Source organism: Plantactinospora mayteni (assembly GCF_016862935.1).
GTDB lineage: Bacteria > Actinomycetota > Actinomycetes > Mycobacteriales > Micromonosporaceae > Plantactinospora > Plantactinospora mayteni.
The window spans coordinates 1-21,330 of the sequence record NZ_BONX01000066.1 but is presented as its reverse complement, the minus strand read 5'-3'; the positions used below and the strand labels follow the sequence as shown (position 1 = coordinate 21,330).

23 protein-coding genes and 1 tRNA gene are annotated in these 21,330 nt (G+C 70.4%); 12 read left to right on the top strand and 12 right to left on the bottom strand.

Annotation, left to right across the window (positions count from 1 at the left end):
* Positions 1 to 51 precede the first annotated feature (51 nt).
* From Pma05_RS38740 to Pma05_RS38730, 3 genes are read left to right on the top strand one after another with little or no spacing between them, the layout of a single operon-like run.
* Positions 52 to 615 carry a 2Fe-2S iron-sulfur cluster-binding protein gene (locus Pma05_RS38740; RefSeq protein WP_203862520.1) on the top strand — a complete coding sequence of 188 codons (564 nt, stop codon included), beginning with the start codon at positions 52 to 54 and terminating at the stop codon, positions 613 to 615.
* A complete protein-coding gene (locus tag Pma05_RS38735; protein ID WP_203862519.1) occupies positions 612 to 1,652 on the top strand; it encodes an FAD binding domain-containing protein in 1,041 nt (346 codons plus the stop codon). The genes Pma05_RS38740 and Pma05_RS38735 overlap by 4 nt, the downstream gene beginning before the upstream one ends.
* Positions 1,649 to 3,751 (top strand): xanthine dehydrogenase family protein molybdopterin-binding subunit, encoded by a 2,103-nt coding sequence (locus Pma05_RS38730; RefSeq protein WP_203862518.1) that lies wholly within the window; start codon positions 1,649 to 1,651, stop codon positions 3,749 to 3,751. The genes Pma05_RS38735 and Pma05_RS38730 overlap by 4 nt, the downstream gene beginning before the upstream one ends.
* Before the next feature lie 37 nt (positions 3,752 to 3,788).
* On the opposite strand, the gene Pma05_RS38725 is transcribed toward Pma05_RS38730, so the two are convergent.
* Genes Pma05_RS38725 through Pma05_RS38715 form a run of 3 tightly spaced genes read right to left on the bottom strand, consistent with a single transcriptional unit; the run spans position 3,789 to position 6,419 of the window.
* Positions 3,789 to 4,313: a hypothetical protein gene (locus Pma05_RS38725; protein ID WP_203862517.1), complete on the bottom strand. Its 525-nt coding sequence runs from the start codon at positions 4,311 to 4,313 to the stop codon at positions 3,789 to 3,791.
* Positions 4,314 to 4,371: 58 nt separating this feature from the next.
* Entirely contained in the window at positions 4,372 to 5,019 is a 648-nt protein-coding gene (locus tag Pma05_RS38720; RefSeq protein ID WP_203862516.1) for a response regulator, read from the bottom strand.
* Entirely contained in the window at positions 5,010 to 6,419 is a 1,410-nt protein-coding gene (locus Pma05_RS38715; RefSeq protein ID WP_203862515.1) for a sensor histidine kinase, read from the bottom strand. Before Pma05_RS38715 ends, Pma05_RS38720 begins: the two co-directional genes overlap by 10 nt.
* 414 nt (positions 6,420 to 6,833) lie before the next feature.
* On the opposite strand from Pma05_RS38715, the gene Pma05_RS38710 reads away from it, so the two are divergent.
* Positions 6,834 to 6,906 (top strand) — tRNA-Lys (locus tag Pma05_RS38710).
* Between the two features lie 750 nt (positions 6,907 to 7,656).
* On the opposite strand, the gene Pma05_RS38705 is transcribed toward Pma05_RS38710, so the two are convergent.
* The 3 genes from Pma05_RS38705 to Pma05_RS38695 all read right to left on the bottom strand — a co-directional run bounded on the left by Pma05_RS38705 (position 7,657) and on the right by Pma05_RS38695 (position 10,466).
* Entirely contained in the window at positions 7,657 to 9,033 is a 1,377-nt protein-coding gene (locus Pma05_RS38705; protein WP_203862514.1) for a permease prefix domain 1-containing protein, read from the bottom strand.
* On the bottom strand, positions 9,030 to 9,395 hold the full coding sequence (locus Pma05_RS38700; RefSeq protein ID WP_203862513.1) for a PadR family transcriptional regulator: 366 nt from the start codon (positions 9,393 to 9,395) through the stop codon (positions 9,030 to 9,032). Before Pma05_RS38700 ends, Pma05_RS38705 begins: the two co-directional genes overlap by 4 nt.
* A gap of 528 nt (positions 9,396 to 9,923) precedes the next feature.
* A complete protein-coding gene (locus tag Pma05_RS38695) occupies positions 9,924 to 10,466 on the bottom strand; it encodes an RNA polymerase sigma factor (RefSeq protein ID WP_203862512.1) in 543 nt (180 codons plus the stop codon).
* 85 nt (positions 10,467 to 10,551) lie between these two features.
* Here Pma05_RS38695 and Pma05_RS38690 point away from each other — a divergent pair, with 85 nt between their 5' ends.
* The gene (locus tag Pma05_RS38690) at positions 10,552 to 12,054 is read left to right on the top strand and encodes a serine/threonine-protein kinase (RefSeq protein ID WP_203862511.1); all 1,503 of its coding nucleotides are present in this window, start codon (positions 10,552 to 10,554) and stop codon (positions 12,052 to 12,054) included.
* Here the strand turns inward: Pma05_RS38690 and Pma05_RS38685 are convergent, their stop codons facing one another.
* Positions 12,055 to 12,750 (bottom strand): hypothetical protein, encoded by a 696-nt coding sequence (locus tag Pma05_RS38685; protein ID WP_203862510.1) that lies wholly within the window; start codon positions 12,748 to 12,750, stop codon positions 12,055 to 12,057.
* Positions 12,751 to 13,034: 284 nt separating this feature from the next.
* Here Pma05_RS38685 and Pma05_RS38680 point away from each other — a divergent pair, with 284 nt between their 5' ends.
* Both Pma05_RS38680 and Pma05_RS38675 read left to right on the top strand, forming a co-directional pair.
* Positions 13,035 to 13,346: a hypothetical protein gene (locus tag Pma05_RS38680; protein ID WP_203862509.1), complete on the top strand. Its 312-nt coding sequence runs from the start codon at positions 13,035 to 13,037 to the stop codon at positions 13,344 to 13,346.
* Positions 13,347 to 13,521: 175 nt separating this feature from the next.
* Positions 13,522 to 13,734, top strand: a complete 213-nt coding sequence (locus Pma05_RS38675) for a helix-hairpin-helix domain-containing protein (protein WP_239314061.1) — start codon at positions 13,522 to 13,524, stop codon at positions 13,732 to 13,734.
* Between the two features lie 408 nt (positions 13,735 to 14,142).
* On the opposite strand, the gene Pma05_RS38670 is transcribed toward Pma05_RS38675, so the two are convergent.
* Positions 14,143 to 15,069 carry an aminoglycoside phosphotransferase family protein gene (locus Pma05_RS38670; RefSeq protein ID WP_203862508.1) on the bottom strand — a complete coding sequence of 309 codons (927 nt, stop codon included), beginning with the start codon at positions 15,067 to 15,069 and terminating at the stop codon, positions 14,143 to 14,145.
* 51 nt (positions 15,070 to 15,120) lie between these two features.
* On the opposite strand from Pma05_RS38670, the gene Pma05_RS38665 reads away from it, so the two are divergent.
* A complete protein-coding gene (locus Pma05_RS38665; RefSeq protein ID WP_203862507.1) occupies positions 15,121 to 15,273 on the top strand; it encodes a hypothetical protein in 153 nt (50 codons plus the stop codon).
* Between the two features lie 241 nt (positions 15,274 to 15,514).
* Positions 15,515 to 16,330 (top strand): SAM-dependent methyltransferase, encoded by an 816-nt coding sequence (locus Pma05_RS38660; RefSeq protein ID WP_203862506.1) that lies wholly within the window; start codon positions 15,515 to 15,517, stop codon positions 16,328 to 16,330.
* A gap of 258 nt (positions 16,331 to 16,588) precedes the next feature.
* On the opposite strand, the gene Pma05_RS38655 is transcribed toward Pma05_RS38660, so the two are convergent.
* Both Pma05_RS38655 and Pma05_RS43165 read right to left on the bottom strand, forming a co-directional pair.
* Positions 16,589 to 17,254 (bottom strand): response regulator transcription factor, encoded by a 666-nt coding sequence (locus Pma05_RS38655; RefSeq protein ID WP_275414817.1) that lies wholly within the window; start codon positions 17,252 to 17,254, stop codon positions 16,589 to 16,591.
* Entirely contained in the window at positions 17,251 to 18,099 is an 849-nt protein-coding gene (locus Pma05_RS43165; protein ID WP_239314059.1) for a sensor histidine kinase, read from the bottom strand. The genes Pma05_RS38655 and Pma05_RS43165 overlap by 4 nt, the downstream gene beginning before the upstream one ends.
* Before the next feature lie 112 nt (positions 18,100 to 18,211).
* Between Pma05_RS43165 and Pma05_RS38650 the strand changes: the two genes are divergently transcribed.
* The 3 genes from Pma05_RS38650 to Pma05_RS38640 are packed head-to-tail and all read left to right on the top strand — an operon-like array spanning position 18,212 to position 20,312.
* A complete protein-coding gene (locus Pma05_RS38650; RefSeq protein WP_203862504.1) occupies positions 18,212 to 18,925 on the top strand; it encodes an ABC transporter ATP-binding protein in 714 nt (237 codons plus the stop codon).
* Positions 18,922 to 19,671 carry a hypothetical protein gene (locus Pma05_RS38645; RefSeq protein WP_203862503.1) on the top strand — a complete coding sequence of 250 codons (750 nt, stop codon included), beginning with the start codon at positions 18,922 to 18,924 and terminating at the stop codon, positions 19,669 to 19,671. Before Pma05_RS38650 ends, Pma05_RS38645 begins: the two co-directional genes overlap by 4 nt.
* Positions 19,668 to 20,312, top strand: coding sequence for a hypothetical protein (locus Pma05_RS38640; RefSeq protein ID WP_203862502.1), 645 nt, complete (start codon positions 19,668 to 19,670; stop codon positions 20,310 to 20,312). Before Pma05_RS38645 ends, Pma05_RS38640 begins: the two co-directional genes overlap by 4 nt.
* Here Pma05_RS38640 and Pma05_RS38635 read toward each other — a convergent pair.
* The gene (locus Pma05_RS38635) at positions 20,287 to 20,583 is read right to left on the bottom strand and encodes a hypothetical protein (protein WP_239314057.1); all 297 of its coding nucleotides are present in this window, start codon (positions 20,581 to 20,583) and stop codon (positions 20,287 to 20,289) included. The genes Pma05_RS38640 and Pma05_RS38635 overlap by 26 nt on opposite strands.
* Positions 20,584 to 20,648: 65 nt before the next feature.
* The gene (locus Pma05_RS38630; protein WP_203862501.1) at positions 20,649 to 21,236 is read right to left on the bottom strand and encodes a hypothetical protein; all 588 of its coding nucleotides are present in this window, start codon (positions 21,234 to 21,236) and stop codon (positions 20,649 to 20,651) included.
* Between the last annotated feature and the right edge of the window lie 94 nt (positions 21,237 to 21,330).

Below are 21,330 nucleotides of genomic sequence, written 5' to 3'. Positions count from 1 at the left end.
GAAGGGCTCGATTGGTCCCGCGCCGGCGGCTCCGCTCGGTAATCTCGACATATGGTGCGAACCAGTCCGAGGGCCGACCTTCCCGAGCCGCCGTACCGGTCGCCGGTACGGCTCTCCGTCAACGGCAGACCGCACGAACTCGACCTCGACAACCGGACCACCCTGCTCGACGCGCTCCGCGAACACCTCGGGCTGATCGGCGCGAAGAAGGGCTGCGACCACGGCCAGTGCGGCTCCTGCACCGTGCTGCTCGACGGCCGGCGGGTGAAGAGCTGCCTGGCCTTCGCCGTCGCGGCGGACGGCGCCGACCTGGTCAGCGTCGAAGGGCTGGCCGAGGACGGGCACCTGCACCCGTTGCAGAGCTGCTTCGTCCAGCACGACGCGTTCCAGTGCGGCTACTGCACCTCCGGTCAGCTCTGCTCCGCCCTCGGCATGCTCGACGAGCTGCGCCAGGGCTGGCCGAGCGTGGTCACCCCGGACCTGGCAGCCGGACCGGACGGACTCACCGAGCCGGAGATCCGGGAACGGATGAGCGGCAACATCTGCCGCTGTGCGGCGTACCCGCACATCGTCTCGGCGATCCGGGAGGCCGCGGCGGCCGAGGGCGTCCGATGAGGAGCTTCCGGTACGAGCGGAGTACCGACCCCGGCCGGGCGGTGGCGCTGGTGGCCGGCGAGCCGGACGCGGCGTACCTCGGCGGGGGCACGAACCTGGTCGACCTGATGAAGCTGGGGGTGGCCCGGCCCGGGCTGCTGGTCGACGTCACCCGGCTGCCACTGGACTCGGTCGAGACGCTGCCGGACGGCGGGCTCCGGATCGGCGCCACGGTCCGCAACAGCGACCTGGCCGCGCACCCGACGGTCCGCCGGGACTTCCCGGTGCTGGCCCGGGCGCTGCTGGCCGGGGCGAGCGGGCAACTGCGCAACATGGCGACGGTCGGCGGCAACCTGCTGCAACGTACCCGCTGCTACTACTTCCAGGACGTCAGCCGGCCGTGCAACAAGCGCGAGCCCGGGGCCGGCTGCTCGGCGCTGGAGGGGCAGAACCGGGACCTGGCCATCCTCGGCTGGTCGCCGCAGTGCGTCGCCACCCACCCCTCGGACATGGCGGTCGCGCTGGTCGCCCTCGACGCCGTGGTGGAGGTGCTGGAGCCGGCCGGCGCCCGGGACATCCCGCTGGCCGAGTTCCACCGGCTGCCCGGCGAGCGGCCGGACCAGGAGACCACGCTCGCGCCGGGCGGGCTGGTCACGGCGGTACGGATCCCGGCGCTGCCGTTCGGGCGCCGATCGACGTACCGGAAGGCGCGGGACCGAGCCTCGTTCGCCTTCGCCGCCGGCTCGGTGGCGGCGGCGATCGACCTGGACGGCGGGCTGGTCCGGGACGTCCGGCTGGGCTGGGGCGCGGTCGCGCACCGGCCCTGGCGGCCCCGGCTGGCCGAGGCGGCGCTGCGCGGGCAGCCGGCGACCGAGGAGACCTTCCGGCTCGCCGCCGAGGAGGAACTCGCCGCCGCCCGGCCGCTGACGCAGAACGCCTTCAAGATCCCACTGATCCGGAACCTGACCGTGCGGACCCTGGTGGAGCTGGTCGAGGACTCCGCCGGACCCGGCGGCGAAGCGGGACCGACGGGCGGCACCGCCGGGGTGGACCGGTGAGCGCGCCGGCCGCCGCCGTCGGCCGGGCACACCCCCGGCTGGAGGGCCGGGCGAAGGTGACCGGCACCGCCCGGTACGCGGTGGAGCACCCGGCGGACGGCCTGGCGTACGGCTGGGCGGTGCAGGCGACCGTGGCGAAGGGGCGGATCGTCCGGGTCGACACCACGGCGGCGGAACGCGAGCCGGGGGTGCTGGCGGTGCTGACCCACGAGACGGCGCCCCGGCTGAACCCGGTGGAGAGCCCGGAACTGCTGCTGCTCCAGCAGCCCCGGGTGCGCTACCGGGGCGAGATCGTGGCGCTGGTGGTGGCCGAGTCGCTGGAGGCGGCCCGGGAGGGTGCCCGGCTGGTCCGGCTCGACTACGACACCGAGCCGCACAGCAGCGTACTGACGGAGCGGCATCCGAGCCTCTACAAGCCGGACCACGTCAACCCGGCGTTCCCCACCGACACCTGTGTCGGCGACTTCGACGCCGGCTACGAGGCGGCGGAGGTACGGCTCGACCAGACGTACCGGACGCCGGCGTACCACAACAACCCGATGGAGCCGCACGCCGCGACCGCGTACTGGGCCGACGGCCGGCTGCTGGTGCACGACTCCAGCCAGGGCACCAACGACGTCCGGAGCACCCTCGGCCGGCTCTTCGAGCTGCCCGCCGAGACGATCCGGGTCACCGCCGAACACGTCGGCGGCGGCTTCGGCAGCAAGGGGACGCCCCGGTGCACGCCGGTGCTGGCCGCGATGGCCGCCCGGCAGGTCGGCCGGCCGGTGCGGCTGGCGCTGACCCGGCAACAGCTCTTCGGCCCGGTCGGCTACCGCACCCCGGTGATCCAGCGGATCCGGCTCGGCGCCGACGCCGACGGCCGGCTCGCGGCGATCTGCCACGACGCGATCAGCCAGAGTTCCACCATCGAGGAGTTCGCCGAGCAGACCGCCGTACTCACCCGGACGCTCTACGCGGCACCGCACCGCCGGACGACGCACCGGCTGGCCCGGCTGGACGTACCGACGCCGTCCTGGATGCGCGCCCCCGGCGAGTGCCCGGGTTCGTTCGCGCTGGAGAGTGCGATGGACGAGTTGGCGGTGGCCTGCGGGGTCGACCCGGTCGAGCTGCGGCTGCGCAACGACACCGAGATCGATCCGGAGGAGGGCGTCCCGTTCAGCAGCCGCAACCTGGCGGCCTGCCTCCGGGACGGGGCCCGGCGGTTCGGCTGGGCGGACCGCGATCCCGCTCCGGGGGTACGCCGGGACGGTCGGTGGCTGGTCGGCACGGGCGTGGCCAGCGCGATCTATCCGGCCCGGACCCCGGGGGCGTCCGCCGAGGCGGCGGCCGGCCCGGACGGGACGTACCAGGTGCGGATCAACGCCACCGACATCGGGACCGGCGCGCGGACCGCGCTGTGGCAGATCGCCGTGGACGCCCTCGGGGTGCCCGGCGACCGGGTGGCGATCAGCATCGGGGACAGCGACCTTCCGCCGGCGTACGTCGCCGGTGGCTCGGCCGGCACCGCCGGCTGGGGCCTGTCGGTGGACCGGGCCTGCCGGAGCCTGCGCCGCCAGCTCGACGAGCGGTACGCCGGCACCGCCCCGCCCGACGGCCTCTCGGTACGGGTCGACACCACCGACGAGGCCGCCGGGCTCCCCCGAGCCCCCCGGTACGCCTTCGGCGCGCACTTCGTCGAGGCCCGGGTGGACGTCGACTCCGGCGAGATCCGGGTCCCCCGGATGCTCGGGGTCTTCGCCACCGGACGGGTGGTGAACCCGAGCACCGCCCGGTCCCAGCTCATCGGCGGGATGACCATGGGGCTCTCGATGGCGCTGCACGAGGAGGGACTCCTCGACCAGCGGTTCGGCGACTGGGTGAACCGGGACCTCGCCACCTACCACGTCACCGCCTGCGCCGACGTGCAGCGGATCGAGGCGTACTGGGTGCCGGACGAGGACCGGGGGAACCCGCTCGGCGTCAAGGGGCTGGGCGAGATCGGGATCGTCGGGTCGGCGGCGGCCGTCGCCAACGCCGTACACCACGCGACCGGGCTGCGGCTGCGTACCCTGCCGATCCAGCTCGACAAGCTGGTGGACCGGCTGCCCGTCGGCTGACCGGCGGCAAGGGCGCCCGGCGGGGTGGCGGCCCCGGTCAGACCCGGGCGGGCGCCGGCCGGGGCCGCTCCGGCGCCGGCACCCGCCCGCCGGCGACCCGGCCGAGCAGCACCGCCAGCACCAGGCTGGGCAGGATCAGGAAAATGTGGTCCACCGGAAACTCACCCCGGACCACGTAGTGGAACAGCGACGTGGTGAAGACGCCCGCCGCCCAGCCGAACGTGAAGATCATCGCTGGTACGGCCGCCCGGCGGGGCAGCAGCGACGAAGCCAGCGCGAAGATCGCCACCAGCAGGTCCGGGACCAGGAACGGGTTCTCCGACCGGAGCGCGTCCGAGGTCGCGAAATACCAGACCATCGCCACCGTCAACGCGCCAGCCATGCCCCGGGCCACCGCCACCGTTTCCAGCCTCCCGACCAGCGGACCAGCCATCGTCATCCCCTCCGGAATCCGTCCGTTACCGATGACGACGAGTCTGCGGCCCGCCCGGCGGTGCCGGAAGCGAGCCAGTACGCCCTGCGCACCGGGCCGGCCGTACCCGACTGGTGCGGCTACCCGCACCCCGGCTCCGCCCGTCAGCCGTTGCGCTCGACGGTCAGCCGTTGAGGTAGCTCGGCGGTCAGCCGTTGAGGTAGCGCAGTACGGCGAGTACCCGGCGGTGGTCGTCGGGCGAGGCGGGCAGGGCCAGCTTGGCGAAGATGTTCGTACAGTGCTTCTCCACGGTCCGCTCGGCGATGTCGAGCCGTTCCGCGATCGCCTGGTTGGTCCGCCCCTCGGCCATCAGGGCGAGCACCCCGCGCTCCCGGTCGCTCAGCCCGCGCAGCGGGTCGTCGTCGCGGTCCCGCCGCCCGACGAGCTGGTCGATGACGACCGGGTCGAACGCGGTACCGCCGGCACCGACCCGCCGGACCGCCGCCGCGAACTCCGCCAGGTCGGAGACCCGGTCCTTGAGCAGGTAACCGACCCCTCGCGCACCGCCGTCGAGCAGCTCGACGGTGTAGCTGACCCGGACGTACTGCGACAGCACCAGCACCCCGGTCGCCGGATGCCGCCGCCGGATCTCCCGGGCCGCCCGCAACCCCTCGTCGGTACGCGTCGGTGGCAGCCGGATGTCCACCACCGCCACCTCCGGGCGGTGTCTCGCCACCTCGGCGAGCAGCGCGGTCGCGTCCTCGACACTGCACACCACCGCGAGACCCGCCTCGGTGAGCAGCCGGACCAGCCCCTCCCGCAGCAGGGTGTTGTCCTCGGCGAGCGCTACCCGCACGGCAGCACCGCCCGGATCCGGGTGCCGCCGCCGGCCGGGCTCGCCAACTCGAACGAGCCGCCGACCACCGCGACCCGGTCGGCCAGCCCGCGCAGCCCGGATCCGCCCGCCGGATCCGCGCCGCCCCGGCCGTCGTCCCCGATCTCCAGCACCAGCCGGCCGTCGTGCCGGCCGATCCGCAGCTCGGCCGTTGCCGCCGCCGCGTGCTTGGTGATGTTCGCCAGCGCCTCGGCGACCAGGTAGTAGGCGGTGGTCTCCACCTCCGCCGGCAACCGGTCGGGAATGTCGTCCGGCAGCCGCAGCGGTACCGGCGAGAGGGCCGCCAGCTCGCGTACCGCCCCGGCCAGGCCGCGCTCGGTCAGCAGCGGCGGATGCAACCCCTGGGTCAGCGCCCGCAGCTCGGCCAGGATCGCCAGCGTCCCGCTCCGCGCCTCGGCGATCAGCGGAGCCGCCCGCTCCGGGTCGGTACGCAGCGCGGACTCGGCCAGCCCGAGCGTCAGCGGGATCGCCAGTAACCGCTGCTGTACGCCGTCGTGCAGGTCCCGCTCCAGCCGCCGCCGTTCCGCCTCACCCGCCCGCAGCAGCGCGAGCCGGGAGTCGGCGAGCTGCCGGACCCGGGCCCGCAGGTCGGCGGTGAGCCGCTCGTTCTCCAACGCCAGCCCCGCCGCCGCACAGGTGGCCTCGATCAACTCCGGCTCCTCCGCCAGTGCCCGGTCGTGCACGAGTATCGCGATCGGCTCTCCGGCCCGGTCGATCCGGGTCACCGCCCGGTCCGTCGACGCCTCCGGCGCGGTCACCGTACGCCCGTCGAGGTCGACGTAGCGGCCGGACTCCGGAGCCCAGTAGCCGATCCGCAGGGTCGGATCGTGCAGGGCCCGGGACAGCGTCTCGGCGATCCCTCCGGTACGCGGCGCGGCGTGCAGCCGGACGACCAGGTCCGCCACCCCGCCCCGGTCGACCCGGCGACGCAGCAACCCGGCGAGGTAGCCCACCGGTACCGCCAGCAGCCCGAGGTGCAGCGCCACGCTGAGTACCACGACGTCCCGGCCGGCGATCGTGGCCGGCTTCACGACCACGAACGTCGCCACCGCCAGTACGGCGGCGGCGAACATCGGGTTGAGGTAGCGGCGTCGGGTGGTGCTGCTCCGGCGCCAGCGCAGCAGTTGCAGGGCGACCACCGCCGAGCCGGTCAGCAGTACCGCGACGATCGCGATCCCGCCCGCACCGCCGGCCGGCGCGGCCATGCCGGCCGACTCGACGCCGCCGGTCCGGGTCTCGGGCCGCAACGCGGTCAGTACCCCGACCGTGGCGAGGCTCAGATAGGCGACTCCCACCACCAGACGCGGTGCCGGCGTCGCCAGCCGCCCGGACGGGAAGGCCACCACCAGGTGGACCAGCACGGTGGCCCAGGGCTCCGGCGCGTACCACAGCCAGCCCGTCGGGCAGCGACAGCGGGACGGGAAGCTTGGCGAGCCACCACGCCAGGCCGACGGCGACCAGCAGCGGACCGGTCCGGTTGCCCGGACGTGCCCGCCAACCGACCAGGCCCGCCGCCACGAAGCTCAGGCCCACGCCGATCGCGACAGCCAGCAGCGCACTACCTCCGGGCCCCGGTGTTGCGGTGCTCTCGACGGTACCGGCCCGCCGGCCGCGACCGGGTGCCAACGTCGGTGAGTACCGCCGGGCTGGGCCAGCAGGAGCGTTGGCCGGGAAGTCGAGCCGTGTGCGGTGCCGTGCCCTTTGGGAGGAAGCACGCCCGCTGCGTGAGCCGTCGAGATCGGCGACGACGCCTTCCGGTACCCTCGACACCTGGCGGGTCGCTAGCTCAATTGGCAGAGCTGAGGACTTTTAATCCTTAGGTTCGGGGTTCGAGTCCCCGGCGGCCCACAACATTTGAGCAGGGAAGATAGCCAAGCATCGAGGTCTCTGATAGACGATGTGAGGCACATGCGGGGGACGGTCGTGCCCCACATGAACCCGGGATGTAGTGGTCGCCGGTAGCCCGAACTCCCGATCTTGGGGTTGAAGGTCCTCCTCCGGTAATTGAGGTTGTGACCTGTTCAACAGAAGAAATCTCAAGATCTGGTCGGTTGACGCGGTTCTGGGGCCGGTGCGGTGGACAGCCTGCCGGGCTGGACCTGTGGCGGGGGGCGGTCGTGATGGCCGCTACCAGCAACGGGACGGTGTAACTGCGGTGTGCGTGCCGGTCAGCCGAGACCGGCCGACAGTTGGGCGCCCGTTGTCCCTGGCGCGGCCAGTCGGGGCACGGCCGCTGGTACTACGACGCTCACGTGCCTGGGCCCGACAGGCGGCAGAAGCGGCTACGGCGGGGCGGGTTCACGACCCGCGCGGCGGCCGAGCGGGGTTTGGTCGAGGTGCTTGGGCCGTCCGGGCCGGATGCGATGGCCGAGGTCTGGACGATGAAGCGGTGGCTGGAGTACTGGCCGTCGCGGGCTTGAGGACCGGCTGCGTCTGTCCACGCTGCGGGCGTACCGGGTGTCCGCGCCCTCGCCCCGGATCTCGTGGGCATGGGGGCACGGCTTGGCCGAGTGTGCGTGTTTGGCGCGCGAGCGTTGCGACCGGCCTGTCACACCGCCGAGCCGGCGACATTGGTGTCATTGGGGTGGACCGTCTCGGTTAGACGTAGCTGAACAGCGGAGGAAAGACGAGGACCACGATCCAGGCCCACGCGGCGTACACCGGCAGGTAGCCGGTCTGCCAACGTTCGAGCGCCGCGAACGGCGTGCGCCGACGGATGAAGGTCAGCAGGAGCCACGCCGACCACGCGAGGTTGACCAGCAGGATGACGTTCTCGCCGAGCGCGGCTGCCCTGTTGGGCGTACTGCCGTATTCGTCGGTGATGCGCCCGGTGATCTCGACCAGCACGAGCACGTCGATGGCCAGCGCACTGACCACGAGTGCGAGCTGGAGTTTGTCGAACGGGCCGGGTGGGGCCAGCGGATCGCGGGCCGAGAGCGAGTAGAGCAGCAGGCCCAGCACCACGACCAGCAGGAGGTCGAACAGGATCAGCGCTTCGCGCTCGACGTCGATGCCGTGGTTGGTCCAGACGACGGCGACGAGGAAGGCGAGGAGGGCGGCTGTGAAGAGCGGGGTGAACAGCCGGGTGAGGACCGGCGCGATGTTCTCGACGACACTCTGTTTGGCCTCGACGAGCCACCCGGCCACGACGACTGCGGCCGTGGCGCCGCAGGGAAGGAGCCAATGCGAGATGAACTCCTCCGGGAGGATGCCGATGGCCTTGAAGGTGTTGAAGAGGAACGCGGAGAGTACGCCGCCGCCGAGGGCCATGAGTATGAAGTAGATGAACCACTCGCCGGTGAAGCGGATGAAGTCCATGCGTCGGCGGAAGGAGCGCCAGTCGTCGGCGACATAGGCCAGGCCGACCACGAGCCACAGGGCGATCGGAAGGTGGATGCTGGTGACGACCACGGACTGCGACGTGTCCGCCAGGGGGTAGGCATTGGCCGCCACGGCGCCGAGAGCGAACAGCGCCACCAGTATCGCGAGCACCGACCGTCCGGCTTTCCGGCGCCAGGCCAGGAACGCCGCCAGCCAGGGCAGTGCGAACAGGGTGAAGTTCCGCGCGTAGAACGAGCTGTCGTCCTCAAGACTCAGCCCGAACAGTGCTGGCACCTTGACGGACGCCACCGCGCCCGCCGCGCAGCCGACCATGGCCCAGAGGTCCCGCCGGGAGCGTGTGCCGGCGACCGGGCTGCGGGAGTCGGCGGTCAGCACCAGTTGCTTCCACAGCCGTTCCGAATGCTCCCGGGCGAACTCGCGGGAGAGTTCGTCGAGGCTCCCCATCCGTTTGACTGCGACCAGGAACGCCTCATCCGGGCTCAGGCCCGCCGCGACGAGCTCGTCAACGGAGCCGCGGAGGTGGTCTTCAAGCTCGTCGGCGTCGAACGGTTGCAGCTCTCTGCGGCGAAGCACGTACTGCCGCCACTGCGCGAACTGCGCTTCCAACTCCTCATGCCCGTCCTGCGCCGTCATGCGGGACTCTCCAGCGGGTTCACCGTCTGCGGCACACGGTCATGCCAGATCTCCTTGAGCGCGTCCACGACGGTGTCCCACTGCCGGCGCTGCTCGGCCAGCTCAGCCAGGCCCCTGTCGGTGATGCGGTAGTACTTGCGCTTTCGCTCTCCGGTGACCGTCTGCCAGCTCGACTCCACATGACCGAGACGCTCAAGCCGGTGCAACAACGGGTACAGCAGCCCCTCGGTCCAGTCCAGCTCGCCCCCGGACAGCTCGTTGATCCGTCTGAGGATGGCGTAGCCGTAGCTCTCGCCGTCGGCCAGGATGCCGAGCACCATCGGTGTCGCCGAGGCGGCCACCAGATCCTTAGCGACCTTCATGAGACCTCATCCCGCTCCTAACCCTAGAACTATGATGCATAGTACTGCCAGGTATTCCCTGAAGCAACGGCCGGTCGCGCCCCTGCCAGCGGTATCCGCGATCCGCCGCACGGGCAGCAGCGTTCTGCCACGGCCCGTGCCTGCCACCCCGGCCGGGTCGTCACGCATCGTGACCGGCCTGCCATGCCAGTCGCCAGCCGGAACTGCCGAGAAGGAGTTAGCAGCGCTACCCGCTTGCTCGTTCCAACGGTTGCGAGGCCGGACGGCGGGTGAAGGCGGCCCCGGGCCAGCACGGGACGGCGGCTCAGCAACGTCCGTCAGAGCGCCCTGCCTGTGTCCACGCGTTATCGAGCCACTATGCGCGTCGGCGGTAGTCGGGTGAAGAGCGAGATTGACTTCGTGGTACAGCCATTCAACCGATCACTCCGGTCACCCAGACTGAACCTTTTTCAACCTGAACCGCGCGGCGCTCACACACCGCGTCCGACCTCGCGGTCCGACGAACCGCAAGGGGAGGTTGAAAAAGGTTCACTGCAATGAGCTACGGACGTGCTTACGCGCGTGGTGGATCCGGGACTTCAATGTGCCGATGGGAATCTTCAACTGCTCGGCGATGTCGTGGTAGTCGAGCTGGCAGAGATCCCGGAGAACCAGCGGAGCGACCAACTCGGGACGGTGCGCCTCCAGCCGTTCCAGCGCGTCGAGTAGGTCCAGCCGCGAGCCGGCGATGACACTCGTTCGCCGCGGATCCGCGACCTCGACAAGCGGTAGCGAGCCGGCCTGTTCAGCCGCCCGCCGACGAAGCGAGCGGTAGGTCTGACGTGCGCAGTTCGCCGTGACGACGTACAGCCAGGTGGAGAACCGAGAGCGCCCCTCAAAGCTGGTGATCTTGCGCGCCACCTGCAACAACGCATCCTGGCACGCCTCCTCCGCGTCCTGTCGGCACGGCAGGATGCGGATACATTGCTGGAGCACATGGGAGCTGATCCGGGCCAGCAGCGCATCGAGCGCCTTGCTGTCACCGACCGCCGCGCGGCGGGCAAGATCTTCAGTCTGCGGATCGTCCTTCATTCGTGGCCCCCGATCGCGGCTGTGTGTCGCCTATGCGCTATGTAGTCACGCCGGATCAGCAGCGGACACGGGATAGATTGTTTCAATGCCGCACAAGATCGGCCGTTACCGTGTCACGAGGCGCCTGGGTTCCGGTGCCTTCGCCACGGTCTGGCTCGCCGAGGACGACGCACTGGAGTCCTCCGTGGCGATCAAGGTGCTGGCCGACAACTGGGCCCACCAGGCCGACATCCGGGCTCGGTTCGGGCAGGAGGCGCGGATCATGCGTCGCGCCGACTCGGAACGGCTCGTGCGGGTACTGGACATCGGCGAGTTGCCCGACGGGCGGCCGTACTTCGTCATGACGTACGCGGCCGGCGGCACGTTGGCTGATCGGCTCGCCGCTGGGCCGATGCTGGTCCCGCATGCGTTGCGAACCGGGGCTGACATCGCACGGAGCGTTGCCGTGCTGCACGAAATCGGCGTCCTGCACCGAGACCTGAAGCCGTCGAACGTGCTGTTCGACCGAGCCGCCGACGAAGAGCGGGTGCTGGTGGCTGACCTCGGCTTGGCCAAGGCCATCGCGCACGCGTCGGGCTTCACGGTCGTGGCCGGAACACCCGGCTACATGGCGCCCGAGCAGGCCCGTCCCGGCGGTGGCCTCGATGTCCGGGCTGACGTGTACGCGATCGGGGCGCTGACCTACCACATGCTCACCGGCAGGGCTCCCGGCACTGCGGAACACGGCCTCGTTGGATCCGTCCCCTCCCGGCCGGCACTCCGGCCGTCGAAACTCAGGCCCGGCATACCGACGTACGTCGACGAGGTCGTACTTCGGGCGCTCCATCGCGATCCGCACCGGCGTTGGGCCTCCGCCGCGGCCTTCGCCGAAGCGCTCGACAAGACCGTCGACATAGCACGGGCGCGAGATCAGGTCAGGGCTCACCGGTGGCGTCGACGGGCCCTCCGGGTGCCGGCAGGCGCGGTCACGATCGTCGCAGCCACGCTTGCCCTGTCCGGTTCTGCCGGCCCGGCAGGAGCTTTCGCTCCTGGTTGGGTACGGGTGAGCGACGCCTCGAGCATGCTCTCGATCGCGGTGCCCGCCGGCTGGGCGAAGCAGCTGAAGGACGCCGGCTGGAATCCGGGGACGGTACGCCTCGCGCCGGGCCAGGCGCCCGGTCTCCTGGTCGGACCGGATCTCAGCGCGTGGCCGGACCCAGGCAGCGGGGTACCCGGCGTCTTCGCCGGCGCCAGCAGGTCGCTCGGTGCGGGGCAGGCAGCTCCGGCGCTGCCGGCCCACAACGGATGCACCCCGCACCCGGCACGTCCGGTTGCCGTTGGCGGCCTGACGGGCTGGGTACGGGCATGGGCCGGTTGCCACGGTACGTCGATCTCGTTCAGCGAGGTTCTTCTGACTCCGGCGGATAACGGCTATGGCGTATACATCCAGATCAAGCAGGTGGACCAGATCGAACGGACCGACCAGATCCTGGACAGCCTGCGCGTGAAGAACTCGCTCGTGCCGCAAGCCACCGGTTCCGGGACCGTGATCCCCCGTTCGGCGCCTGACCGGCCATCCTTGGCGGCGACGCCACCGCAGAGCGGCTGATCAGAATCGTTCCCATGGGCCGTGCATGCCGGCTAGCCGGTACCGCCGGGTCTCCGTCTTACCGTCCAACCGCTTGACGGTGGTCACGACCGTCTGCCTCTCGATCCGGTACGAGGTGAACGTCATCACCTTGTCTCCGGCCGCGCTGGAAGGGTCGCCCTTGATGACGGGCCACGCCTCCCGGGTCTTCCCGTCGAATCCGATCTGGATCGGGACGAGTGCCTGCTGCCTTGCGGCATCGGGGTTGCCGAGTTCGACGAGCACGAGCGCATCCCCCCGGGCCGGCGCGTTCGCGGGTTCTTCGACGAGGAACTCCCCATAGACCGGCCGTGCCCCACCTGGGAGCATCCGGCAGGGGATGTCGAGGCCGTTCGAACCGTCGCGGAACCGTACGACATCGTCCGCCTCACCGCAGAACGTCAACCCTTTCACGGCGACATTGGGCCAGTCGGTCTTGCGGATCTCGCTCTGCTCGCCACCCCGGGACGCCCCCGTGGTCGCCCCAACTGGCGCAGACGGCGTGGCTCGTGCGGTCGGTTCCGCCAGCGCTGCCGACGGTACGGCGGAAGCGGTGCCGCTGCCGATCGGCGCAGGTGAACCGGCGGGCGCCGCAACTCCCGGACGTCGTTCCGTCGAGGTACACGCGGCAGTGGCGGCAAGAGCAAGGACGATGCCCAACAGGGACTTGGTACGCATACAGGTCCTTCCGTTCGTGAAGAGTGGCTGTCCCGAGTTGAGATGCGCGGTTCTCGGCTCCAGTTCACGAGGAAGTGTCAGGTTGCCGACCCACGGTTCGCCGACCTGACCCACGTCAGCACGCTGTCATGCCGCGGATGGTACGCCGGGTCCTGCGGCGGTTGAGTTTCCGCAACCAGGTGACGGCGGTTGGTTCGAGCCCGGACGCCAGGCCAAGGGCCGCAGCCGGTGGGTGCCTTGCTTACCCGACCGCGTCAGCGGCCCTGGCTTGCCATCCTGGTCGGATGCCGAAGCTCACCGAAGACGACTACAAAGCCACGATGGCGCCACATCCGATCAAGGTCGACCCGGACGAGGAGCCGCCGTTCGACTTCTGGCCATACTTCGAGGCCATTCCACCGGAGGACTTCGGCGGTCACGACTTTTCGGCGGGAGCGGTGCCCTACGCCTGGAGGATGCCTGAGAGCGTCTACGAGCACGTCCTCGTGCGATCCGAGACACCCAACGTGTTTCTGGTGCTCGTGCTCGACGTGATCGGCCGCTCGGTCGTAGGCCATCACCTACTCGACCTCAATCGGCTCTACGGCGTGGCCTGAGGTGCGGAGGCTACGAAGCCGCGCCGGACCGCTCCGCGCCTGCGCCGCTCAGGCGGCGTTGGTGCACGGATCTGCCGCCGTCGGGGTGTGACAGCCGTTGGGCGGCGCGTTCGAGCGTCAACTGAGGTGTGGTCCGGGTTCGCGGATCGGCGGCGCGGCCGGTTATCGTGATCGCGTGAGTACGCGCCATGTGCCCGCGCAAATCGGCGACGTGCCACCGATCGGGCGACCAGCCAACAGCGCTCTACTCGAAGCCGGCATCACGACGCTTGCCCAAGTGAGCGCCTACAGCCGCCGCGATCTACTGGCCCTGCACGGGGTCGGGCCGAAGGCGGTCGGCATCCTGGCCGCCGCGCTCGCCGAGCATGGCCTTGCCTTTACCGAATGACAGCAACGGCCCCAACACCAGCAAGACGGCGACCTCGCACGGTTTCGACGCCATCGAGGCCGACGCGACTGAACGACACGACAGCAGCACGCCGCGACGTACGCATCTCGTCCGGACGAGCGGGCTGACCCGACCACGCCTGGCTTCTGGCCCGAGTACGACCACCATCCGGATCTCTGCCGCCGTCGGTGCGTGCCACAAGGAGCCCGAGTCGTCACGCTCCGCGATCTCTTCCGGTGTCGGTCCAGATCGGGAATGCCGATGAGCGGGTGGTACGGCGGCACCGAGTGTCTCGGCGTTCGGTCAGGAACGAAGAAGAGCACCTGACCTTGGAACGGTCGGCGGGAGGTGGTGGTTCAACACCGCTTCGGTGCGGGGCGGCGGGAGTACCGGTGCCAGGCGCTCGGGTCACCGCCCGGGCGGCGTCGCGTACTCCGAGACGATTTCGTCGATGACGCGGTTGGCCTCTGCGGCCACGGCCCGGTCGCCCTGGAGTGCGCCGGCGTAGACGATCAGCGCCTTCCACAGCGCCCAGGCCCGCCCACGGGCCCAGGTTGCCGGGTCGACATCGAGCCGGGCGCGGAAGGCCTCACGGCTCGGGCCGGACAGCAGCGTCCAGGCGATCGCCACATCGCACGCCGGGTCGCCAACACCGCAGGTGCCGAAGTCGATGACGGCGGCGAGCACGCCGTCACGGATCAGGAGGTTGCCTGGGGCAACGTCGCCGTGGAACCACACTGGTCGGCCGTCCCAGACCGCCCCCAGCGCCGACCGCCAGATCTCGGTGACGATGTCGCGGGGTATCCGGCGGTCCAGTACCTCGACCGCCCGGCGGACCTGAGAGTCGTAGATGCGCAGCGGCCCGCCGCGAAACCAGTTGTGCAGTCCCGGCTGCGGCCCTCCGGTCGGATCGGCGCGGCGCAGCGCGACGAGGAACGCGGCCAGACCGTCCGCGAACCCGGTCAGGTCGCCGATGCTGTCGATGCGGGCGGGTTCCCCGTCGATCCACTCGTAGACCGACCAGCCGAAGCCGTACCCCTCAGCGGGCACACCGCGCGCTACGGGCGCGGGTATCGGCAGCGGCACCCGTGGCGCGAGTGCTGGCAGCCATCGGTGTTCCTTGTCGACTGCCAGGGCGTACTCCTGCGCGGTGGGCAGCCGTACCGACAAACGCTCGCCCAAGCGGAAGGTCTGATTGTCCCAACCGCCGCTCGGCACAGGCCGAACGGGCAGGTCGGCCCACTGCGGGAACTGGATCGCCACCAGCCGGCGCACCAGACCTGCGTCAACCAGGCGGCGAACCGGTACCGGAACGGTGCCTGAGTCGGCGCTCACACCCCCAACCTCACAGAGCGCACCACCAGCGACAATCGATTTTTACCCGCAGTGCAGCCACAGCACTCCGAAATCACCTACGCGGCGCGGTTGCGCGCGCACGGGGCGACCGTACCGCTGATCGACGTCGGGGTGGTTGAGCACGGCGAGTCCGCGATCCGCTCCGTCCCCCAGGTCCTCGACTGGTTCGAGCAACTTCGCTGACAGCTGTGGGAAGGAACTGCTAGCGCCTTCAGCGCAGCAGATAGGGGTCAGTCGCGCCGAATCGGGCCACCTTCTCGATACGCCCGCTTGGAGTAGACCAGCGTCATCGGCGGACAACCGCCGCCGGCCACGTAACGATGCCGCTTGATCGTCGAGCGACAGCCAAGCCTGAACGCGGACCTACTACGCTTCGAGGCAACCCGTTCAGCGGCTCAACGCAACCCCGAAAAGGTGCCCCTCCGTGACACACGATTCGTCCGCCCCTGGTCCGGGGCCGTCGGCGAGGATCGATACCAACGTGCCGCACTCGGCCCGGATCTTCACCTACTGGCTCGGCGGCAAGGACAACTTCGCCGCCGACCGGGACGCCGGTGACAGGTTTCGGGCGACCTTCCCCGAGATCGTCGACCTCGCTCTCATCGGCCGGCAGTTCCTGCAACGGACCGTGCGGTACCTGGCCGGCGAGGCCGGGATCCGCCAGTTCCTCGACATCGGCACGGGCCTGCCGACTGCCGACAACACCCACGAGGTCGCCCAAGCGGTCGCACCGGAGTCCCGCGTCGTCTACGTCGACAACGACCCACTGGTACTGGTGCACGCCCGCGCCCTGCTCAACGGCACCCGGGAGGGCGCCACCGACTACCTCGACGCCGACGTGCACGACCCAGAAAAGATCATCACGGCCGCCGCGCGAACCTTGGACCTCACCCAGCCCGTCGCGATCACGCTGCTGGGCATCCTGGCCCATGTCGCCGACTACCACGAGGCACGGTCGATCGTGACCAGGCTGATGGACGCGGTACCCTCCGGCAGCTACCTCGTGGTCAGAGACGGCACCGACACCGACCAGGCTTACGCGGAGGCCATCCGAGGCTACAACGCCAGCGGCGCCGTCCCTTACCACCTGCGCAGCCCCGACCAGATCGCCGGCTACTTCGAAGGACTGGAACTCGTGGAGCCCGGCGTGGTGTCCTGCCCGCTGTGGCGCCCGGACGCCGGGTCCCCGGATGCGCCCCAGAATGCGGCGGTGCTGGGTGGCGCCGGCCGGAAGCCATGACCTCGGCAGAATCAGCCCGGGAGCGCGCAAGATCATCTGTAGGCTATTTCCGGACATAGGCAAAGCCAGAGTCGTACCCGCGTGGACCAGTAACCCCGTACGCCGACACGACCCTGCGCCGCTACCAGGGATGGCGGCGGCCCTGTCCGGCCAACCGGCGATCGGATATAGCCGATGTGCGGGTGTCGTCGCGCGGCAGGTTCTGACGCCGTTCAGGTTTCGGATCACACCGGCACGAGTCCATCCCCACGTTCGGGCTCAGCGGCGTGGCCGCACCAGCCCCGCGTCGAACGCCGCGATCACGAGTTGTGCCCGATCTCGTACGGCCAGCTTCGCCATCAGGTGCGTGATGTGCGTCTTCACCGTCTTTATCGAGATCGTCAGGGCAATTGCGATCTCGTCGTTCGACAGGCCGCCGCCGATCAATGTCAGCACCTCGACCTCACGGCCGGTCAGCCGCCGCAGCGTCGGCGTTGGCCTGTCCGGGCGGGGCGCGGCGACGTAGTGCGCGACGAGCCGGGTGAGGATCGACGGGGCGAACAGCGATTCACCATGGTGGGTGCGGCGGATTGCCTCGATCAGCTCCTCGGGGCGGGCGTCCTTGAGCAGGAAACCGGACGCACCCGCGCGCAGCGCGTCGTAGACGTACTCGTCGAGCTCGAACATGCTCAGGACCAGGACGCGGGTGGTGGACAGCGCCGGGTCGGTGCAGATGCGGCGGGTGGCCTTGATGCCGTCGAGGTGCGGCATCCGGACGTCCATCAGGATGACGTCGGGGCGGGTGGTGCGAGCGCGCGCGAGGGCGTGCGCGCCGTCGCCGGCCTCGCCGACGACGGCCAAGTCCGGCTCGTTGTTGATGATCATGGCGAGGCTGTGTCGGAGCAGCGCCTGGTCGTCCGCCAACAGCACTCGGATGCCGCTCACGCCTCCTCGTCCCGGATGCGTGCGGTGACGCGAAAGCCCGCGTCGACGTGGTCTGCGGACAACGTGCCGCCGAGACTGCCGATCCGCTCCCGTAACCCGGTCAGCCCGTGTCCGGCGCCCGGCGATGCCCGCCATCCGTCGACTGACGGGCCGGTGTCCGCCACCGTGACCACAAGGTATGTTCCGTCCCGATACACCCGCACCCGCACCTCCGTCGGTCCCGCGTACCGCGCGGCGTTGCTGAGCGCCTCCCGCACGGTCTTGCAGACGGCGACCTGTACACCCTGCGATACGGGGCCGAGCGGCTCGACCGTCAGCCGTGTCCGAAGCCCTGCGAGCGACGCGCCGTGCACGATGCCGGGCAAGTCGTCGAGGTTGTCCACCGGCGCACGGCCGCTGGCGGCCGACGGCTCACGCAGGACCGTGAGCATGCGGCGTAGCTCGGTTGTCGCGTGCCGGCTCGCGTCCTCGATATCGGTGAGCGCCGCCTCCACATCGGCGGGCTTGGGCAGATGCCGGGTGGCCGCCGCGCGGACCGTGATCAGACCCAAGCCATGCGAGACGATGTCGTGCAGGTCGTGGGCAATCCGCAACCGCTCGGCGAGCACCGCCTCGGACGCGGCCCAGGCGGTCAGCCGCGACTCGTAGGCGGTTCGGTCGGCGCGTGACCGCCGCACCGCCCATACCGCAGCCGCGACAGCGGTACCGACTATCAGCGGCGGCAGTACGACCCCGAGCGGGCCCTGCGCGCCGACCGTACACATGACCATCACCAGCACGCTGATCACCGCGGCAACCACCGGCATGGCACTGAAGCGCATGGCGGGGCGCGGATGGGCGTTCACCACCACGACTGTAGTTCTCAGACCAGGGTCTGACCGTCCATGGACCGACCCGGCCGTCGGGATCCGAGAACGGTCCGATGTGCGAGGGCCGGAGAACCGGTTGACTCGGTTGATGATCACGATCGATCGGGTCAGCAAGACCAAGAGCAGGACGCTGATCCTGCACGACGTTACCTTCGAGGCCCGACCCGGCCGGGTTACCGGCTTCCTCGGGCCGAACGGTGCCGGCAAGACGTCGACTCTACGTATCCTGCTCGGCCTGGACCGCCCGCAGAGCGGGACCGCGCTGATCTGCGGGCGCCCGTACGGGAAACTGGACCGTCCGCTCACGACGGTCGGCGCGCTGCTCGACGGCAGCGGCGCACACCGGGCCCGAACGGCCCGCGCCCACCTGCGCTGGGTAGCCGCCAGCAACGGCCTACCGGACTCCCGCGCCGACGAGGTCCTCGAGGTCGTGGGCCTGACCGGCGACGCGCGGAAGCGCGCCGGCCGTTTCTCCCTCGGCATGAGCCGCCGGCTCGGACTCGCCACCGCGCTGCTCGGCGACCCTGAGGTGCTGGTCCTGGACGAACCGGTCAACGGCCTCGACCCGGTCGGGATCCGCTGGATGCGCACGTTCCTCCGGGACAGTGCGGCGCAGGGCCGCACCGTCCTACTCTCCAGTCACCTGATGGGCGAGCTGGCCGAGATCGCCGACGACGTCATCGTGATCGACAAGGGCCGGATCGTGATTCAAGGCAGACTCGCTGACGTCACCGGCGATCATCACACGCTCGAGGACGCCTTCTTCGCGCTGACCGCTGCCGAAGCGGATCGCCCGTGGTGAGCCTCGTCCGCGCCGAACTCCGCAAGCTGCTCGGCCTGCCCACCGCCTGGGTCGGCCTGGTGCTGGGCACGCTGATGGCACCCGCGGTCGTTCTGCTGAACGCACCGTACACCCGCCGCGCGATCACCGCCGGTACCCTCACTGACACGTCCGACCTTGGCCTACGCGACCTGGGTATCGGCCTGATCGGTCCGATGGTCCTCGGCGTGGTCGTGGTGAGCAGCGAATACACGTCCACCAGTCAGAACGCCCCCGGCGCCCGCCAGCTCACCGCGACGCTCACCGCCGTTCCCGACCGGCTACGTCTGCTCCTGGCGAAGACCACCGCGCTGGTGCTGATCGTCGCGGCGCAGGCGGCGGTCACCGCGGCTGCCACACTCACCCTCACGCAGGTGCTGCACGGCGAACACGCGCCGGTACCCGCCCCGGCGCGTGTCGCCGCCGCGATCCTCTACTGGACGCTGACCGCACTACTGGCGTACGCGATCACGCTGATAACTCGCAACGGCATAGTGCCGCTGGCGCTGCTGATCATCAACAGCACCGTCGTCTCGGTGTCGTTCCTGCTGTCGAAGGTCACCGACCTCGCCGCCTACCTGCCGGACATCGTCGGCACGCGAATGTTCATCCGTGGCACGGACTTCCCCGTCGAGATCGCCCCGGTGACCGCCGGCCTGGTGATGACGGCCTGGGTCGCCGTGCTGCTCGCGGTCGGCGCCGTCCTGTTCCATCGGCGGGACGTATGAACACCGCCCGCGCTGAACTACGCAAACTGCTGACGCTGCCATCGCTGCGCCTGACCGCGCTGCTGACCTGGACCGCCACCCTGCTGCTGACATACGCGTACGCAGCCGCTGAATCCCGCGGCGAGCCGCTCGGCGACGCCGCCGCCCTGGCCCCGCTCGGTTACACCCAGGCCGGCTTCCTGGTGCTCGGCGTGCTGGCGGCCGCGTCCGAGTACCAGGATGGCGGCCAGATCCACACCACGCTGCTCGCGATGCCCCGGCGCCTGCCACTGCAAGCGGTGAAGGCCCTCGCGCTGGGTGCGGTGACGCTCCCGGTGGCCGCTGCGACAGCGGCAACCAGCACCCTGCCGGCCAATGGGGCCACGTGGATGCCGGCCGCAACCGCGTACCTGACACTCACCACGCTGCTGGGGGCGGCAGTCGCCGGCGTCGTCCGTCGCGCCGTGCCCGCCGTGATTCTGCTGCTCGGTATGTACTTCATCGCAGGCCCGCTGCTGCGGGCCCGGCCCGGCAGCATCGCCGCCGCCTACCTGCCGGACACCGCCGCCCTCAACCCGTCTCGCGGCGCCGCCGCTACGATCATTTGGACGCTCTCCGCCCTAACGCTCGCCGCCCTCACTTTCCACCGCCGCGACGCTTAATTGACGCCCCGGTGGTACGGGTCGCGGTAGGGCGACATCGCCGACTCATGATCGAAGACCGGATGAACGCGCCGTCGGCGGTGAACACCACGGCCCACTCGTCGCCGCTGCCGTTGCTCATCAGCGCCGCCTCGTCCGCGCCCCAGCTCGAGGTATGGGCGTTGTAGGCTTCCCCGCCGTCGATGATGCGTTCAAGCACGGCCAACGCCTTGCAGCGCTGCCGCAGCCGGTCAATGGAAGGCAGCCCGGCGGCGATGTCGTAGGCAATCACCGGGTGACCCTACTTCGGGACAGGCAGCGGCTGGATCCACCCACCTGACCGGGCACTGGCAGGCGCTACCGGGCGTTCCACAGGCCGGGGTCGTCGTAGTGGTTCTTGGCGCCCTCGCGTAAGACTGTCCGTAGCTGGGCGAGGCCCGCGGCGTCGGCCGGAAGGCGCAGGTGCTCCAGCAGAGTGAGCGCCTCCGCTGGTTGAAGGTCGCCGTAGACCGCGTGGTAACCGGCCAGCAGACCGTGGAACACCGCCGGGTGTAGCTCAACGACAGTCGCGGCGGCTCGGAAGATGTCGTGCTTGTCGGCCCAGCGAACCGTGCCCGAGTCTTCCAGTACGTGGCGGGCGCGGCGGTGCAGCGGACCGTGGGCTAGCCGCGGCAGGCGATCGTCCGCCGCGAGACGGCGTACGTCGTCGCCGATCATCGCGGCGAAGGCGGCCTTGGAGGTGTCTCCGAGGAACCAGTACGTCCGTAGGGACAACCGCGGATTCTCGATCGGATCGGCTGCTTCCATTCGTCGGCGGCAGCCGGCCCAGAAGGCGTCGACGACCGTCGGATCATCATGGTCGATGACGGATCTGGCCTGTGAGGTCTCGCGGCAGACTGCGCGCCCGCTGGTCGTGAGGAGGCGGGACGGCTTCCCTACGGTCATCGCCGACAGCTACCGGAATGCGGGCCAGTGCTCCGCCCTTCAGGGTGGGGGTGAAGGCCCGCGCGGGGAGGGCCGCCAAGGCCCGAGCTGTGTC